General features: G+C 59.7%; 16 protein-coding genes. 11 read left to right on the forward strand and 5 right to left on the reverse strand.

What is annotated here, in order from left to right; all coding sequences use genetic code 11:
* The first annotated feature begins 56 nt into the window (after positions 1-56).
* Together AC07OP_RS25805 and AC07OP_RS25810 are read left to right on the forward strand one after the other, a co-directional pair.
* Positions 57-827 (forward strand): enoyl-CoA hydratase/isomerase family protein, encoded by a 771-nt coding sequence (locus tag AC07OP_RS25805; protein WP_495102529.1) that lies wholly within the window; start codon positions 57-59, stop codon positions 825-827.
* 13 nt (positions 828-840) lie between these two features.
* Positions 841-1,671: an amidohydrolase family protein gene (locus tag AC07OP_RS25810; RefSeq protein ID WP_495102530.1), complete on the forward strand. Its 831-nt coding sequence runs from the start codon at positions 841-843 to the stop codon at positions 1,669-1,671.
* 19 nt (positions 1,672-1,690) lie between these two features.
* Here AC07OP_RS25810 and panB read toward each other — a convergent pair whose 3' ends face one another.
* Together panB and AC07OP_RS25820 are read right to left on the reverse strand one after the other, a co-directional pair.
* Positions 1,691-2,524, reverse strand: a complete 834-nt coding sequence (panB, locus tag AC07OP_RS25815) for a 3-methyl-2-oxobutanoate hydroxymethyltransferase (protein ID WP_495102531.1) — start codon at positions 2,522-2,524, stop codon at positions 1,691-1,693.
* Positions 2,525-2,549: 25 nt separating this feature from the next.
* On the reverse strand, positions 2,550-3,167 hold the full coding sequence (locus AC07OP_RS25820) for a LysE family translocator (protein WP_495102532.1): 618 nt from the start codon (positions 3,165-3,167) through the stop codon (positions 2,550-2,552).
* A gap of 148 nt (positions 3,168-3,315) precedes the next feature.
* Between AC07OP_RS25820 and AC07OP_RS25825 the strand changes: the two genes are divergently transcribed.
* Entirely contained in the window at positions 3,316-3,768 is a 453-nt protein-coding gene (locus AC07OP_RS25825) for an Lrp/AsnC family transcriptional regulator (protein ID WP_177009980.1), read from the forward strand.
* Here AC07OP_RS25825 and AC07OP_RS25830 read toward each other — a convergent pair.
* The gene (locus tag AC07OP_RS25830) at positions 3,688-5,127 is read right to left on the reverse strand and encodes an MFS transporter (RefSeq protein ID WP_424082653.1); all 1,440 of its coding nucleotides are present in this window, start codon (positions 5,125-5,127) and stop codon (positions 3,688-3,690) included. The two genes, AC07OP_RS25825 and AC07OP_RS25830, sit on opposite strands and share 81 nt — an antisense overlap.
* Positions 5,128-5,268: 141 nt before the next feature.
* Positions 5,269-6,201 carry a LysR family transcriptional regulator gene (locus tag AC07OP_RS25835; RefSeq protein WP_495102533.1) on the reverse strand — a complete coding sequence of 311 codons (933 nt, stop codon included), beginning with the start codon at positions 6,199-6,201 and terminating at the stop codon, positions 5,269-5,271.
* Between the two features lie 111 nt (positions 6,202-6,312).
* On the opposite strand from AC07OP_RS25835, the gene AC07OP_RS25840 reads away from it, so the two are divergent.
* The 8 genes from AC07OP_RS25840 to lhgO all read left to right on the forward strand — a co-directional run bounded on the left by AC07OP_RS25840 (position 6,313) and on the right by lhgO (position 16,589).
* Positions 6,313-8,034 (forward strand): acyl-CoA dehydrogenase family protein, encoded by a 1,722-nt coding sequence (locus AC07OP_RS25840; RefSeq protein ID WP_495102534.1) that lies wholly within the window; start codon positions 6,313-6,315, stop codon positions 8,032-8,034.
* A 30-nt stretch (positions 8,035-8,064) separates the two neighbouring features.
* Positions 8,065-9,252 (forward strand): CaiB/BaiF CoA transferase family protein, encoded by a 1,188-nt coding sequence (locus AC07OP_RS25845; protein WP_495102535.1) that lies wholly within the window; start codon positions 8,065-8,067, stop codon positions 9,250-9,252.
* A 32-nt stretch (positions 9,253-9,284) separates the two neighbouring features.
* The gene (locus tag AC07OP_RS25850) at positions 9,285-10,079 is read left to right on the forward strand and encodes an enoyl-CoA hydratase (protein ID WP_495102536.1); all 795 of its coding nucleotides are present in this window, start codon (positions 9,285-9,287) and stop codon (positions 10,077-10,079) included.
* Positions 10,076-11,623 carry a 3-hydroxyacyl-CoA dehydrogenase gene (locus AC07OP_RS25855; protein ID WP_495109923.1) on the forward strand — a complete coding sequence of 516 codons (1,548 nt, stop codon included), beginning with the start codon at positions 10,076-10,078 and terminating at the stop codon, positions 11,621-11,623. The genes AC07OP_RS25850 and AC07OP_RS25855 overlap by 4 nt, the downstream gene beginning before the upstream one ends.
* A gap of 18 nt (positions 11,624-11,641) precedes the next feature.
* On the forward strand, positions 11,642-12,844 hold the full coding sequence (locus AC07OP_RS25860) for a 3-oxoadipyl-CoA thiolase (RefSeq protein WP_495102538.1): 1,203 nt from the start codon (positions 11,642-11,644) through the stop codon (positions 12,842-12,844).
* Between the two features lie 93 nt (positions 12,845-12,937).
* On the forward strand, positions 12,938-14,263 hold the full coding sequence (locus tag AC07OP_RS25865; RefSeq protein ID WP_495102539.1) for an OprD family porin: 1,326 nt from the start codon (positions 12,938-12,940) through the stop codon (positions 14,261-14,263).
* Positions 14,264-14,344: 81 nt separating this feature from the next.
* Positions 14,345-15,331, forward strand: coding sequence for a glutarate dioxygenase GlaH (gene glaH, locus AC07OP_RS25870; protein WP_495093870.1), 987 nt, complete (start codon positions 14,345-14,347; stop codon positions 15,329-15,331).
* Between the two features lie 61 nt (positions 15,332-15,392).
* A complete protein-coding gene (lhgO, locus tag AC07OP_RS25875; RefSeq protein WP_495102540.1) occupies positions 15,393-16,589 on the forward strand; it encodes an L-2-hydroxyglutarate oxidase in 1,197 nt (398 codons plus the stop codon).
* 6 nt (positions 16,590-16,595) lie between these two features.
* Here lhgO and AC07OP_RS25880 read toward each other — a convergent pair whose 3' ends face one another.
* A complete protein-coding gene (locus AC07OP_RS25880) occupies positions 16,596-17,504 on the reverse strand; it encodes a LysR family transcriptional regulator (RefSeq protein ID WP_495102541.1) in 909 nt (302 codons plus the stop codon).
* Positions 17,505-17,556: the final 52 nt, after the last annotated feature.

A 17,556-nucleotide genomic window follows, 5' to 3' on the forward strand; every position in this document is an offset into this window, starting at 1 on the left:
GTTGCTGACATTCAATGATGCGCCAATTCAGAGGCGCCACCGATAAGGAGTGAAACATGGCATGGCAGATTGAAGTGATGGAGGGGTGTGCGGTTGTGCGCATGAATACTAACAAGGTCAATGTGCAGAACGACACCTTCTTCAAGGACCTGCATGATGCCTTCGATCGGCTCGAAACCGAGTTCAGCGAGTTGCCGGTGATTCTAACCGGGCAGGGCAATGCCTTTTCAGCCGGTATCGACTTCAAGTACAGCTTTGATGTATTTGGCAGCCAGAACAAAGAGCGAATCCGCCAGTGGTACGCCGAATACCGCGCGACCAACCTGCGTATTTTCCAGTACCCGCGCCCCACGGTGGCAGCGATCAACGGGCATGCCATTGCCGGCGGTCTGATCACGGCTCTGGATTGCGACTTCCGTATCGCCGCGCGCAAAGAGGCCAAGTTCGGCCTCAACGAAGTGCCTATCGGTATTCCGATGCCCGCCGCGTATGTGGAAATCATCAAGTACGCGTTGGGTGATCAGGTCGGCGCGCTGACCACCCTCAAGGGTGAGCTCTATTCGCTGGAGCAGGCCGAGAAGCTCGGGTTCTTCCATGAGGTGGTGGAGGAATCGCAACTGCTGGCCACCGCGATTGCCTATGCGCGCTGCATTACCCCCGATTGCAACGTGGCGTATGCCATGTCCAAGAAGGCCTTGCAGGATTCGGTCATGCAGCAGATTGACCTGCGTACCACGCTGCTCGACCAGGAACTGCCCACCGGCATGAGTGATGAGGGTAATCGCCGGGCCCAGGATAAACGCCGCCGGGAAATCATGGGTGAATAGGAGTTAAAACGCCGTGGAAATAATCGACGCCTGGATGCAGTTTCCCAACAAGCGCTTTTTGCAGGACTCGATGTTTGAGTCATTGCGGCGCTGGCCAACAGCATGGAAGGCTTTAGCCGAAAATACCCCTGACATCACCTCGGCCGAGGCGCTTGAGACCTTCCGAAAGGACGGAGTATCCAAGGTCTTTGCCAGTGCCTGGTGGGGGCCGGCTGGGCCGATGATCACTAACGAAGAAGTGGCGGCTGCGGTCTCGGCGCAACCGGAGCGGGTCATTGGCGTAGCGTCAGTGGACCTGAGCCGGCCGATGGATGCGGTAAGGGAGTTGCGTCGTTGCGTCAGGCAATATGGCTTCAAGGCCTTGCGCGTGTTGCCCTGGCTATGGGGGCTGCCGCCTGATGACCGCCGATACTATCCGCTATACGCCGAGTGCATCGAGCTGGATATCACCTTCTGTTTGCAAGTGGGCCATGCAGGCCCGATGCGCCCGTCTGAGCCCGGGCGCCCGATGCCTTATCTGGATAACGTAGCGCACGAGTTTCCTGAGCTACGCATCGTCGGTGGACATATCGGCTTTCCGTGGGTGGCCGAAATGATTTCCCTGATGATGAAGCACCCGAATGTCTACGTGGATACATCGGCCTACAAGGCGTCGCGGTTTCCTGACGAGCTGGTGGCGTATATGCGTGGGGCGGGAAAGGGGAAGGTGTTGTTTGGCACAAACTACCCGATGCTGACGCCGGCGGATTGTCTGGATGGACTCGCAGCCTTGGGTCTGGACGATAATGTCCGGCGTCTGTTCCTGGCGGAGAATGCGCGCCAGGCGTTCAAACTGAGTCGTTGAAACGCCTGGGTTCCGAGGGTCAGAACGTATGTTCAGGCCCCGGGAACTCGCCGGCCTGCACCTCTCGCGCAAAATCACTGGCGGCGGTATGGAGCACAGACCTGAGGTCCGCATATTGTTTGACGAAGCGCGGCAGCCGGCCATTGCGCAGCCCCGTCATGTCCTGCCAGACCAGCACCTGTGCATCGCACTGGTTACCTGCGCCAATGCCAACGGTCGGAATCGATACCGCTTCAGTGATCTCACGGCCTACCTCACCCGGCACCATCTCGACCAATAACGCAAAGGCGCCGGCTGCCTCGAAGGCCTTGGCGCTATGGATCAGACGTTGTGCGTCTTCCCCGCGCCCCTGCACCCGATAACCACCCAGTTGATGCTCCATCTGAGGCGTGAAACCAATGTGCGCCATGACCGGAATACCGCAGGTCGTCAGCTTCTCGACCTGAGGCAGCATTTCAATGCCGCCCTCCAGTTTGACCGCATGGGCACCGGCCTCTTTCATAAAGCGCACGGCAGTGTGAAAGCATTGTTCCGCCGAGGCCTGGTAGGAGCCGAAAGGCAGGTCGGCAATTACCAGCGCTCGTTTCGTTGAACGACTGACTGCGCGCACCAGCGGGATCAGTTCGTCCACAGTGACCGAGAGCGTAGATTCGTTGCCATAGACATTGTTGGAGGCCGAATCACCTACCAATAGTACCGGGATGCCGGCTTCCTCGAAGACAGCTGCGCTGTACATGTCGTAGGCGGTGAGCATCGCCCACTTCCGGCCCTCCATCTTCATCTGCTTCAAGTGCGGAATACGGATACGAGAAGCCGGTTGGGCATTGCCATAGGGTGCAGGATGATCAGTCATTCTTGTCGCCTCACTGAAATAGGGGTTAACCCAGTAATTGCTCGATGAACAATACGATTGCGATAAGGATCATGGCTGCACCGGAAAAACGACTGACACGCCGTGCCGCAGCAGGCCGTGCCCGCAGCACTGTCTGGGATCCATAGCCGACCAACAGATAAATCACTGCGCAGCTCAGCGTATGAACGAGCCCCAGCGCAATCATCTGCATAGGTACCGGCCAGGTCGCCGTGCTATCGGTGAATTGCGGCAGCAGGGCCAGGAACAGCAGGAATACCTTGGGGTTCAAACCACTCACACACAGCCCCTTGATCGCCCAGCGTTGCCACGAGTCGGACACCTGGACCTGATCAGCGTGGGGCGTGGAAGGGTGAGCAATCATATTCACGCCCAGCCACAGCAGGTAGCCCGCGCCGGCGACAGTCAGCACTGACAAGGCCAGTGGATGCCTGGCAACCAGTGTGCCGACACCGCCAGCAACGATCAGGGTGGCGATGATATGCCCGGACAGCAACCCACCGATGGCAGGCAGGACCACGCGGCCTTTCAGCCCTGCCGAAATCGCATAAGCCCAGTCCGCACCAGGTGTGATCACGAACAGAATAGATACGGCCCAGAAGGCAACGAAGATACTCAAGGTCATGCCGCTGCCCCCCTTCGTTGGTGACTCATACATCTTTGCATCGTGGCGCCTCGCGCAATAATGAACGCCAGGAAGAATAATGAAATATTGTTAGAATGTGCTTTCAAATACAGTCATCAAAGCGCTTTGAATTGGGAGAATCTTCCGGATGGATGAGATTGATCGCAAGATTATTTCAGAGCTGCAAAAAAACGGTCGCCTATCGGTAACGGAATTGGCTGAGCGCGTGGGCCTCAGCCTTTCACCGTGCCATCGTCGCGTGCGGGCGCTGGAAGAGTCAGGGGTATTAATGGGCTATCGTGCGCAACTGGACCCCGGCGCCCTTGGCCTCAACTTTTCTGCCATGGTGTTTGCGACCCTGCGTGAGGGTGACAAGGCCGCCGTTCATGCGTTCGAGGCTGCGCTGATGCAGATTCCTCAGGTCATCGATGCCCAACGATTGTTCGGCGAGCCGGATTACCTGCTTCACGTCATTACCCAGGACCTGCCGGCCTTTCAGCGGCTCTACGATGAGAGTCTGTCAGCCTTGCCCAATGTGCAACGGTTGACCTCGACGCTCGTCATGAAGCGAGTTATCCAGGACCGGCCGCTGCCCGTGTGACGGTTGCGTCGACGCTGTAACTGCGTCGCCGGCCAACTCATCGGCGTCTGCCTGTTCCGCGCAGGACAGCTCGGAGGCGTTATGCCCGATACGTTTGAGCAGGAGCAGCATGCACACCAGCGACACCAGGGCATAGGAAGCCGAAGCGATGGCCACCCCAATGATGCTGCCGGTGGAGTTGAGCAGCCCTTGGGCAAGGACGGGGGTGGCACCACCTACCAACAGTGAACAGAGCTGGTAGGCGATCGACAAACCGCTGTAGCGCACTTTTGTGGGAAAGGCACGCGCGAGAATGCCACCGACGGCGCCGTAGAACATCGAGTGCGGAATGGTAGCCAGGCACATGCCCACTACCGCAATCCAATAGATCTTTGTTTCGACGGCAAAGAACATCGCCGGCATCAGAATCAGTTCGGGAATCACCATGAACGCAACCGCTTTGCGCATATCAATCTTCGACACGAGAATGGCGCCAAAGGGCTGGGCGATGAACTGAACGATCAGAGAAATAACGATGACGCTGAGAAAAGTGCTTTGTGCATAGCCCAGTTCCTTGGTGGCCCAAGACAGCGCAAAGGTGCTTTTAAAGTAAGTCACATGGATGATCGGCAGCACGCCGGCGCCCAGCAGCACGATCTGCCAGTGATTGCGCAGCACCTCCAGGATTGGCAGTTTGACCGTCTTCTTTTGCGCCATAAGACGCTTCATGTCGTCGGACTCTTCGAGCTTGAGACGGATGACCATGCCTACGATGACCAGCGCCGCCGATAGCAGGAATGGGATCCGCCAGCCCCACAGCATGAAGTCTGTCACCGGCAGGGCGCTCAAACCGAAAAACACCAGCGTGGCCAGCAGGTTGCCGGCAGGCGAACCTTGCTGGGCGAAGGCGGCGTACAGGATGCCTTTACCTTTTGGCGCGTTTTCACTGGCGATGAGGATGGCGCCACCCCATTCGCCGCCGACGGCGACCCCCTGAATTACCCGCAGTACCACCAGCGCGATCGGCGCCCAGATGCCGATTTGCAGGTAGGTCGGAAGTAAACCGATGCAGGTGGTAGCTATGCCCATCATCACCAGGGTGATCACCAGTGTGGTTTTGCGGCCAATCTTGTCACCCAGGTGACCGAAAATAATGCCGCCTACCGGGCGCGCGATGAATCCGGCCCAGAGCGTCAGGAATGAGAGGAGGGTGGCAGTGCCTGGGTTGAGGTCTGAGGGAAAGAACACTTTGCCGAAGACCAGTGCAGCCGCGATGCCGTACGCGTAGAAGTCATACCACTCGATTGTCGTGCCGATAAACGAGGCAACACCTGCCTTGCGAGCTCTTTTGTGAGCGGCAATATCCTGGGCGGTATTCATAGTGAGATCCTGTTGTTTTTATTGGAAACAACCCTTCTTCACTGCGCGAAGGGTTATGAGCGGATCGGCCCGCCAAGGCACACGCAAGGCCGATAGCTAAGAGCCTATACAGCCAACAGTGATAAAAATAATGATTAAAAATTATTGCGTGATACGGGATTTCGTATCGTTGAGGTCATTGGTAGATGGGAGCGTAGGCTGCAACGTTTTGAACCGCTCCAGAAAACTTTGCGCGGCGGCGGACGGCGTTGCGGCCAAGCGGATGGCGTGAATTTCGGAAAGTGCGCCGTCCCCATTGATCGCGCAATAGCGCACGCCTTCGCGCAGGGTCTTGGCCAGGGTTTGTGGTACAAGCGCCACGCCCATTCCGTAAGCCACCATGGTTACCACCGTCTGCCAGAGGCGTGTTTCGTGGCGGATGCGCGGGCTGAAACCTGCGTCGACACAGCGTGCGATGATCAGGTCGTGGTAGTGCGGCGACACCGTGCGCGGGAACAGAATGAAATCTTCATCTGCCAGCGCCTGCAGGTCGATGCTGTCGCGGTCAGAGAGCCGATGTGACGTTGGCAGGCAGCAGACAAAGGGTTCGCGCAACAGCCGTTCGCACTCGATGCTGTCGGGGAATTTGCTCCAGTGCACAAACCCAATATCGATTTGCCCGCGTTGCAACGACTGGGCCTGTTCCGCGCTGTTCATCTCCATTAGCACGATCTCCGTATCGGGGTGGTCCTGTTCGAAGGTTTTTACCGCCTCGGGCAAACCGCGGTACAACACAGAATTGACGAACCCCACACTCAAGCGACCGGCAAACCCTTGGGCGGAGCGCAGGGTCAGGCGCTTGGCCTGCTCGGCACGCAATAACAGGTAGCGCGCTTCATTGAGCAGGACCTGGCCCGCATTGGTCAGGCTCACCGACTTGTTATTGCGGTTCAGCAACTGGATATCCAACTGACCTTCGAGCTTCTTGATGTCAAAACTCAGGGCCGGTTGGGAGATGAACAGCCGTGTGGCAGCGCGTCCAAAGTGAAGCTCTTCGGCCACCGCAACAAAATAACGCAGCTGTTTGAGATCCATGGCACGCCCTCGGCTTATGATAATTTTTTATTATCGTAGTTGATTTATTTTGTATTAGATACTTATCGATGCTGACCCTACTCTGATTCCACAAGAACCAGGAGAGTCACCATGAATGCCGTGTCCAAAGCGCTCCACGACCCCTTGAATATTCCTGATAGTCGTGGCCTCAACCTGTTCGAATGTGACGCAGGCCTTGCCGCGCTGCTCAAGGTTTACCTGCCCTCCGATCTCTATCAACACTGGTTGCCGACCTGGCAACAGCTGGGGGCTCGCGCCGGTAACGAGCTGGATGTACTGGCTCTGTCGGCCGACAAGAATCCGCCCAAGTTGTTGCCGCGCACCCGCCGTGGTGAAGACATCCAGAGCATCCAGAAGCACCCGGATTTTGTCGAACTGGAGCGCGTAGCGTATGCCGAGCTGGGCCTGGCAGCCATGAGTCACCGCGATGACGGGACGCTGCCACTGGTCAAATATGCCCTCACGTTTCTGTTTGTGCAGGCCGAGTTCGGCCTGTGCTGCCCCGTGAGCATGACCGACTCCCTGACGCGTACCTTGCGAAAATTCGGCGCGCCGGAACTGGTGGCGCGCTACCTGCCGTCCCTGGTCTCTCAGGACTTTGACACGCTGTTCCAGGGTGCCATGTTCATGACCGAGCAGGCTGCCGGTTCGGATGTGTCGCGCACTCAAACCCGCGCCACGCTTAAGGACGGCGAATGGCTGTTGAGCGGCGAAAAGTGGTTTTGCTCCAACCCGGATGCCGACCTGGCAATGGTCCTGGCGCGCCCGGATGACGCCCCGGACGGGATGTCCGGTGTGAGCCTGTTTTTATTGCCAAAGCGGCGTCCGGACGGTTCGCGCAACGCCTACCGGATTCAGCGTCTGAAAGACAAACTCGGCACACGCTCGATGGCCAGCGGTGAAATCACCCTGGAAGGCGCCACGGCCTACCTGATCGGCGAAGTGGGGCGCGGTTTTCAGCAGATGGCCGACATGGTCAATATGTCACGCCTGTCCAATGGCGTGCGCGCCGCCGGCCTGATGCGGCGCGGCGTGAACGAGGCCTTGTATATCGCTCGGCACCGTCGCGCGTTTGGCAAGCATTTGATCGAGATGCCATTGATGCAACGGCAATTGCTGAAAATGATGCTGCCTACCGAGCAGGCGCGCTCGATGTTTATGCAGATTGCCACGTTGCTGCCCAAGGCGGATGCGGGCGATGAAGCGGCGCGCAAGTGTGTACGTATCCTCACGCCACTGATCAAATTCCGCGCCTGTCGCGATGCCCGCCGTGTGACGGGTGACGCCATGGAAGTCCGTGGCGGGATTGGTTATATCGAAGAGTGGAGTGATGCGCGGCTGGTGCGTGATGCTCACCTGGGCTCCATCTGGGAAGGCACGAGTAATATCGTGGCCCTGGATATCGGCCGTGCCGTCATCCGTGAACAAGCGCTCGAACCGCTGCAGCAGCACCTGTCGACACTGCTGGCTGATGCTGGCTTGCCCGCGCAGAGCCATCGTCTGTTTGCAAGCCTGTTGGGTCGCACGGTGGCGCGTATGTCGACCGTAGCCAGCGAGCGACGTGACGACGAAGTGCGCCAGGCCGGTAGTGCCCTGTATCACATCGCCACGGCGATTTTCATGGCGTGGGAAGCCAGCCAACAACCGGATAACAGTCGCCGTTTGGCCCTGGCCCATTTGTTGTTGCAACACAAGCTGCTGCCCCGCGACCCGCTCAACCCTGAACCCTCGATCAACGCGCAATTGCTGTCACGCCTGGCCGACGAAAGTCCGCTTTCTCACGCCGAGGCCATGCAGCTGATGCCGGTTTGAATCCTTTTTCCATTGATCGCAGGTGCACTGATGAACCATTCCAAAGGGGCCCTCGACGGCCTGAAAGTGATCGACCTCAGCCGTGTGCTGGGCGGCCCTTACTGCTCTCAGGCGCTCGCCGACCATGGCGCCGAGGTCATCAAGCTGGAACCGTTGAGCGGCGACGAAACGCGCGGGTGGGGGCCACCCTTTGAAGGTGCCGACGCCTCGTACTACCGTGGCGTCAACCGCAACAAGCAGGGGATCGCCGTGGACCTTTCCCGGCCTGAAGGGATTGAATTGCTGATGGGCCTGCTTGAAGGCGCCGATGTGCTGATCGAAAACTTCAAACCTGGCACCCTGAAACGCTGGGGTATCGATTACAGCGAAGTGTTGAGCCAGCGTTTCCCCAGCTTGATCCACTGTGCCATCTCCGGATTTGGCGGCGATGGCCCGCTCGGCGGCCTCCCAGGCTACGACGCCGTGATCCAGGCCATGGCCGGCCTTATGAGCGTCAATGGCGAAGCCGACAGCGGCGCGTTGCGCATCGGCCTTCCGATTGTCGACATGGTGACGGGGCTCAATGCACTGGCTGGCGTACTGTTGGCACTTAATGAGCGTCATTGCAGCGGCCTCGGGCAATCCCTCGACATCACCCTGTACGACTGCGGTGTGTCGCTGTTGCACCCCCATGTGCCCAACTACCTTGCCGCCGGTAAAACGCCGCGCCGCACCGGCAATGCCCACCCCAACATTGCGCCCTATGACAGTTATGCCACGGGTACCGAACCGATTTTCCTGGCGGTGGGCAATGATCGCCAGTTTGCCAAGTTATGTGAGCAGTTGGGCGCGGGCGAAATGTTTGAAGACCCTCGATTCGTCAATAACGGCGCTCGCTCGGTCAACCGCGAGGCGCTCAAGCTTGCACTGGAACAGCATATGGCTGCCCATGATGGGGCGGCGCTGGCCCAACAGTTGATCAGCGTGGGCGTGCCGTGCGGGGCCATTGCATCCATCGATACCGTAGTGGCCCACCCACACACGCAGCATCGCGGCCTATTGGTGGACATCGGCGACTACCGTGGCATCGGCTCGCCGGTGAAGCTCTCGCGTACCCCGGCGACCTATCGCAGCCCGCCACCGACCTTGGGGCAAGACACGCGCAAAGTGCTTGAGAACCTCGGGTTGGACGCTCAGCAGATTGAGCGCCTCTATGCCGCCGGCATCGTTCGTGGTTAACGCCTGCCCACTTACCTGGCCACGGAGCCCCTATGAGCCACGCATCTGATTGTCCCGAACCCTTGGTTCTGCACGAACAACCCGCACCGGGCGTTGCACTGTTGCGCCTCAATCGCCCCAAGGCTCGCAATGCGTTGAATATGGCATTGCGCGAAGAGCTGGCAGTACAGTTTCGACGTCTCGACGCATGTCCTGATACACGCGCCATCATCCTTACTGGCAGCCCTACGGTGTTCGCCGCCGGTGCGGACCTGAGTGAAATGGTCGACGCCACTGCGCTTGAGCTGTATGCCCGACATGCCGAGCGGCATTGGCAGGCGATTTCTGGATGTCGCAAACCGGTGATTGCCGTCGTAAACGGCTTCGCTCTCGGCGGCGGCTGCGAGCTGGCGATGCACTGCGATGTGATTATCGCAGGGGAATCGGCCCGTTTCGGCCAGCCCGAAGTCAAGGTCGGGATCATGCCCGGCGCGGGCGGCACCCAACGCTTGTTGCGTGCGGTGGGCAAATTCCAGGCGTTGCGCCTGCTGTTCACGGGCGACCAGTTCACCGCCGGCGAAGGCCTGCGCATGGGTATGGTCAGCGAAGTAGTACCCGACGCGCAGACCCTCACCGCAGCCCTGGCAATGGCGGTGGCCATCGCGGCTATGCCGCCCATCGCCGTCGCGCAGATCAAAGAAGTGGTGCTTGCCGGCATGGATCTGCCGCTGGAGCAGGCTCTGACCCTGGAGCGTAAATCCTTTCAACTGCTGTTCGGCTCCTACGACCAGAAAGAAGGCATGCAGGCGTTTTTGCAAAAGCGCACACCGGAGTACCTCGGCCTATGAACGCATTACCCATTCAGCGAATCGGTGTGGTCGGTGTCGGTGCCATGGGGCAGGGCATTGCCCAGGTCATGGCGCTGGCCGGCTTGAACATCTCACTGTTCGATGTGCGCCCGGGGGCGGCGCGCGCCGCGCAAAGCGCATTGGTGACGACGCTGGCCACGTTGCAGAGCAAGGGCCGTATCAGCCAGCAGAAGGCGTGTGATGCGCTGGCGTTGGTGCAGGTGGTTGATCGCCTGGAAGCGCTGGATGACTGTGAGCTGGTGATCGAAGCGATTGTCGAAGATCTTGAGGTCAAACAGCAGCTGTTCCGGCAACTGGACGAACTGCTCGATGAAACCACACTGTTGGCGAGCAACACGTCGTCGTTGTCCATTACCGCGATTGCCTCAGTCTGCAGGCATCCAGGGCGGGTGGCCGGCCTGCACTTTTTCAACCCGGTGCCGCGCATGCGCCTGGTCGAAGTGATCGGGGGCATCGCTACACAGCCCGACGCGCTTGAGCGGCTACGCGCGTTGGTCCGCAAGGTCGGCCATTACTCGGCGGATTCCAAGGACTCCCCGGGGTTTATCGTCAACCATGTCGGTCGTGCCTACGGTACCGAAGCGTTGCGCATGCTCAGCGAAGGGATCGCCACACCGGCGCTGATCGACGCGCTGCTTCGGGACGGCGCGGGTTTTCCAATGGGGCCGTTCGAGTTGCTGGACCTGGTGGGGCTGGACGTCAGCGTACCGGTGATGGAATCGGTGTATCACCAGTTCTATGAGGAACCGCGCTACCGACCCCATCCATTGCTGCGCTTGATGCAGGCCGGCGGGCACCTGGGACGAAAGACTGGCCAGGGCTTTTATCGATACGACGGCAACAGCGCCAGCCCCTCGACGCTCCAGCCCGTACCGACGTGCGCGCAACTGCCCGCCGTGTGGGTGGCTGCGGACGATGATCTGGGCAAGACCCGTGTGCTGGCACTGCTTGGGCAATTGGGCGCACACGTCGAGACAGGCGCGAGCCCATCGCCCGACGCCTTGTGCCTGCTGGCGCCCTTGGGTGACGACACCAGCGAATCGGCTTTGCGCCATGGTGTCGACCCCTCCCGCAGCGTAGCGATCGATACCGTGCTGGAGCTGGGTGCGCTGCGCTGCCTGATGGTCAACCCGGCAACCCGCGTCGATATGCAGGAGGCCGCCCATGCGCTGTTCAGTCGCGACGGTGGCCACGTGGTGATGCTGCGCGACAGCTGCGGTTTTGTGCTGCAGCGCACGCTGGCAGCAATCGTCAACCTGGGTTGCGACATCGCTCAACAGGGCATCGCCAGCGTCGAGGATATCGACATGGCGGTGCGCTTGGGCCTCGGCTACCCCCACGGGCCGCTGGCGTGGGGGGACACCCTGGGCGCGGGGCGACTGCTGCTGATTCTGGAGCGTATGCATACCCTCACCGGCGACCCGCGTTACCGCCCCAGTAACTGGCTACGCCGCCGGGCACGCCTGGGAATCGCCCTGTGCAGCGCCGAAAACTCAATGCCGGCAGCCGCCGAGCCACTTTGATTGAGCGAGAAATTTGCCATGCTTGATGCCTATATCTACAGCGGTTTGCGCACCCCCTTTGGCCGTCACGGCGGCAGCCTGTCGGGCATGCGGCCGGATGACCTGGTCGGCAACCTGCTGGCGCACCTGATGCAGACCTCAGGTCTGCCGGAACATGCCGTGGAGGATGTGATCCTCGGCTGCACCAACCAGGCCGGCGAGGACAGCCGTAACGTGGCGCGCAACGCATTGCTCAGCGCCGGGCTGCCGTGCTCCGTTCCAGGCCAGACTGTCAACCGCTTGTGTGCCAGCGGATTGTCCGCAGTCATCGATGCGGCGCGGGCGATCACCTGCGGTGAGGGGACGCTGTACCTGGCCGGAGGCGTCGAAAGCATGTCGCGGGCGCCGCTGGTGATCTCCAAGGCCGAGGGTCCATACAGCCGCACCCAGGAGTTGGCGGACAGCACCATCGGCGCACGTTTTTCCAATCCGAAACTGGTTCAGCGGTATGGCAACGACAGCATGCCGCAGACCGGTGACAACGTCGCCCTGATGTATGGCATAACCCGCTATGAGGCCGATCACTTTGCTGCCGCGTCGCAGGGACGTTATGCCCACGCGTTGAAGTCGGGCTGGCTGTCCGATGAGATCCTGCCGGTGGAGGTGCCCACTGGGCGCAAGAGGCAAACCCAGCTGATCAGCGTTGACGAACATCCACGGCCACAGTCCGATTTTGCTGCGTTGTCGCGGCTCAACCCGCTGTTCCCCGGCGGCGTCGTGACTGCCGGCAACGCGTCGGGCATCAACGATGGCGCCGCAGTCTTGCTGTTGGGTAATCGAGCCATCGGCCAGGCCCACGATGTTGCGCCCATGGCCCGAATCCTGTCTTCGGCAGTGGTAGGCGTAGAGCCGCGCATCATGGGCATCGGCCCGTACCTGGCGATTAACGTGGCGTTGCAGCGCGCCGGTATCAGCCTGGCACAGGTGGATCTGATCGAGATCAACGAGGCATTTGCGCCGCAGGTGTTGTCCTGCCTCAAGGCGCTGGAACTTAGCTTTGACGACAGCCGCGTCAATCCTTTGGGCGGCGCGATTGCTATCGGGCATCCATTAGGGGCCTCAGGCGCCCGGTTGGTGCTCAGTGCCTGTCGCACCTTGCAGCGTAACCAGCAGCGCTACGCCGTGGTCAGCCTGTGTGTGGGGGTTGGACAGGGCGTCGCGATGGTGATCGAGCGCGTTTGACCCTTGCATGACGGGGTATTAAAGGGCGGCCCCCAGGCCGTTCCTCGATAAATGTCATCCATAACAACAATAATTTCACTGGACATACTTCCCATGAAAATATCCCTGGCCCTCACGGGCTTGAGCGCCGGCGCTTGCCTGCTGTTCTTCGGTCAGCCCGCGTCGGCGGATTTTGTCGGCGACAGCAAAGCCACGCTGGGCCTGCGCAATTACTATTTCAACAACGATTACCGCGACCGGGCAGGGCCAGCCAGTCAGAGTAAAACCGCGGAGTGGGCCCAAGGTTTCATGCTCAATTACACCTCGGGGTTTACCAATGGCCCTCTAGGATTTGGCCTCGACGCCATGGGCTTGCTCGGCGTGACGCTGGACAGCGGGCAAGGGCGGCATCGCGGCAGTTCGATGATTCCATCCGCAGGAGACCACGCCACTGACGAATGGAGCCGCCTTGGCTTGACCGCCAAGATGCGCCTGAGCCAAACCGAACTGCGCTACGGCACGCTGATGCCCAAGCTGCCGATCCTGCAAGCCAATGACGGCCGCCTACTGCCGCAGACCTTTGAAGGAGCCCAGATCTCCAGCACAGAAATCGACAACCTCAGCCTGACGGCGGGTCGTTTGGAACATGCAACCGGGCGCGGCTCCACAGACAGCACCGGACTGGCCGTCGCCGGTGGTACACGCCAGAGCACTGCCTTCGTATTTGCCGGCGGCGATTTCAAGGTCAACAAAGACCTGACGCTGCAGTACTACGTGGCCAACCTTGAGGACTATTACACGCAGCAATTTTACGGCCTGCAGCACGTGCTGGGATTGGGTGAAGGGCAGGCGTTGAAGACCGACCTGCGCTACTTCGACACCGATTCCAGTGGTGCCAATGGCCGCGCGGCAGGGCGTAGTGCCGGTTATCGCACCAGTGGCTACAGCGACGATGCCTCGGGTGAGATCGATAACCGTACCTGGAGCGCCATTTTCACCTACAGCCTCGGTGGCCACGCATTGACGGGCGGCTACCAAAGCATTTCGGACGCCAGCAACTTTGTCCAACTCAACCAGGCATCGCTGCCGGACAAAGGTGCTACCGGCACATCCCTCTACCTGTTCACCGATCGCATGATCACCAGCTTCAACCGCGCCGGTGAACAGACCTGGTTTGCCCAATATGCCTACGACTTTGCCGCCGCCGGTCTCCCTGGCCTGCGCGCCTCGGTGGTCTACCTCAAGGGCGACAACATCAAGACCACCACCGGCCGCGATCAACAGGAATGGGAACGCGACCTGGCACTCGACTACGTGATCCAGGACGGCACCTTCAAGGGCCTTGGGTTCGCCATGCGCTCGGGGGTGTTGCACTCCGAGGCGGATGCCAATCAGGACCAGACCCGCATGACGGTGAGCTACACCGTCGCGCTGTTCTGAGGTGTTGATTCAGTAATTTCCATCGGGTGCACGACGCTGTCGTCGTGCGCCTTTCTACTCGACAAAAAAGAGGATGTAGCAATGAATGCCTTCGCCCCGCTCGACGTTGCGGTCATGCAGCCACCAGCAACCTTCCAGGGCTTTTCAATCAAGCCTTCGGCCCAGTCTCCACGCCTGCTTGAATTAACGTTTGCGCAATCGACGGTCAGTGCGTTTTTGAGCGCTGTGGCTCAACTGCCGGTGCAGGCGCTGGAGTACAAGTCTTTCCTGCGATTCCAATTTGGCCAGATCCTTGATGAGCTCTGCGGCGGTACCCTGCGCCCAATGCTGGTGAACACGGTGATGGACCGAGCAACCGGGGGACTGCTGATCGTCCCCCAAGGCCTGGATAACGTGTCCCAGGCCGACGACATGGTCAAATTTTCCACCGCCGTGGCGCATTTGCTCGGGCGCTCTAACTTCGATGCCATGAGTGGTCAGTTCTATGCGCGGTTCGTGGTGGAAAACGTCGACACCTCAGACAGCTATTTGCGTGCTCCGCACCGTGTGATGGAGTTGCACAACGACGGTACCTTCGTGAATCAGATCACCGACTACGTGCTGATGATGAAGATCGACGAACAGAACATGGAAGGCGGTAACTCGCTGATCCTGCACCTGGATGACTGGGCGGATCTGGACACGTTCTACAAGCATCCCCTGGCGCGTCGTCCCCTGCGCTGGACGGCGCCGCCGAGCAAGAACGTCAAGGAGGATGTGTTCCATGCCATCTTCGACACCGATGAAGTCGGCCGGCCGACCATGCGTTATATCGACCAATTCGTGCAGCCTGAAAATTTCGAAGAGGGCACCTGGTTATACGCGCTCGGCGAGTCACTGGAAAACAGCGATGCCAAGCTGTCCGTGCCGGTCGCTGTGGGTTCATTCCTGCTGATCAACAACCTGTTCTGGCTGCACGGTCGCGATCGCTTCACTGCGCACCCGGGCCTGCGTCGTGAGTTGATGCGGCAACGTGGTTACATCAGCTATCCCAAGCTGGCGCATCAGCACGGGCAAAGCGCCAACTGACACGGCGCGGGGGTGCAGACGCCCCCGTTTGCCCATGACGGATGTAAGAGAGGGAATACAGGTGTACGACTTTGTGATCATCGGTGGCGGCATCATCGGCATGTCCACCGCCATGCAGTTGGCGGGCGAATACCCGGATGCGCAGATTCTGCTGCTGGAAAAGGAATCGGGCGCGGCCCGTCATCAGACCGGGCATAACAGCGGTGTGATTCACGCCGGGGTTTACTACACCCCTGGCAGCCTCAAGGCGAAGTTCTGCCTGGAGGGCAACCGGGCGACCAAAGCGTTCTGTGATGAGCACGGCATTCGCTACGACACCTGCGGCAAGCTGCTGGTGGCCACCAATGACGTCGAGATGCAGCGAATGCAGGCGCTGTGGGACCGCACGGCGGCCAACGGGCTGGAGCGTGAATGGCTGACTGCAGATGCGCTGCGTGAAAGGGAGCCGAACATTATCGGCCTTGGCGGCATTTATGTGCCCTCAAGCGGTATTGTCAATTACGCCGAAGTCACCCGGCAAATGGCTAACGAGTTCACCCGCCAGGGCGGTGTTATCCGTTACAACAGCGAGGTCATCGCGCTCGATGAGCGCGAGAATGAGGTGGTGATCACGACCACTACCGGGGTTTATCAGGGTCGATTTCTGATTTCCTGTTCCGGGCTGATGGCTGATCGTGTGGTGCGGATGCTCGGCCTGGAGCCTGAGTTCCAGATTTGCCCGTTCCGGGGCGAGTACTACTTGCTACCCCATGAGCATAATCAAATCGTCAATCACTTGATCTACCCCATTCCCGATCCTGCCATGCCGTTTCTGGGCGTGCACCTGACCCGCATGATCGATGGCACGGTGACGGTCGGCCCCAATGCCGTACTGGCGCTGAAAAGGGAAGGCTACAAGAAAACCGATTTCTCACTGGTGGACATGTTCGAGATCTTCACATCTCCTGGGGTGTTGAAAGTGCTCAAGGCTAACTTCAAGCCTGGGTTGATCGAGATGAGAAACTCGATCTTCAAGCGCGGCTATCTCAAGCAGGTGCAAAAATATTGCCCTTCTATCAAGCAGGATGAGTTAAAACCCTATCCGGCAGGTGTCCGCGCCCAGGCCGTCTCCAACAGCGGCAAGTTGATCGACGACTTCCTTTTCGTGAACACAAGGCTCAGTGTGAACGTGTGTAACGCGCCGTCGCCGGCAGCTACATCGGCGATTCCTATCGGTGCGTATATCGTCAGCAAGATCAAGGTGCAACGCGGCGCTTGAAGGCATTCAGCCGAGTGCCTGGCAAGTGTCCACCAACAGTCCGCGCAGCCATGTGTGAGCGGGGTCATGGTGAGTGCGCTCATGCCACGCCACAGTCTTGCCGAAACCTGGAATGTCCAACGGCGGTTCACGCATGAGCAGCCCATCGGCATGCAATGCCAAACGGCGGGGCACCACGGCGATCAGGTTGCTGGCATGCAAGATCTCCGGCAGCACCAGGAAGCTGGTCACCGAGACGGTCACGCGCCGTGACCTGCCGATGCGGGCGAGCGCGTGATCGGTTACCCCTTCAAAAGCGCCACCGGCGGGGGAGACCAGCGCATGATCCAGCGCACAAAAGCGCTCCAGGGTCAGCGCCTCATGCCGCGACTCAGGGTGATCGTCGCGCATCACGCATACATAACGCTCATCGAACAACGCTGCAGAATGCAGGCCTGGCGGGGTGCTTTCCGGTGTCACGAGGGCCAGGTCGATATCGCCACGGTCCAGTTGGCTAGGCAGTTGCTGAGGGTCGACGGGTTGCACGGCGATACGAATATTCGGCGCTTGCACACGCAATGCGCTGAGGAAAGGCACCACCACGGCCCGTAACGCGTAGTCGGTGGACGCCAGTGAAAGCGTCATCGTTGCCGTGTGCGGTTCAAACGCATGGGGTTGCAGCATCTGCCCAATAGCACTGAGCATCTGCTTGATCGGCCCGGCCAATTGTTCAGCCCGAAGCGTCGGCACCATGCCGCGTTGCGCACGCACGAACAACGGGTCGTTAAAGCTTTCGCGCAAGCGTGTGAGCATGCCGCTGACGGCGGGCTGGGTCAGTGACAATCGCGCGGCGGCACGGGTGACGCTGCGCTCATCCAACAAGGCATCGAGGGCCTTGAGCAGGTTGAGGTCGAGGTGCCTGATATCAGGATTCATGATGCTCTGCATAAAAGATGACGATTGGTTTTATTTCACGCTAGCACCGACC

It is taken from the genome of Pseudomonas sp. GW821-FHT09D08 (assembly GCF_059416305.1).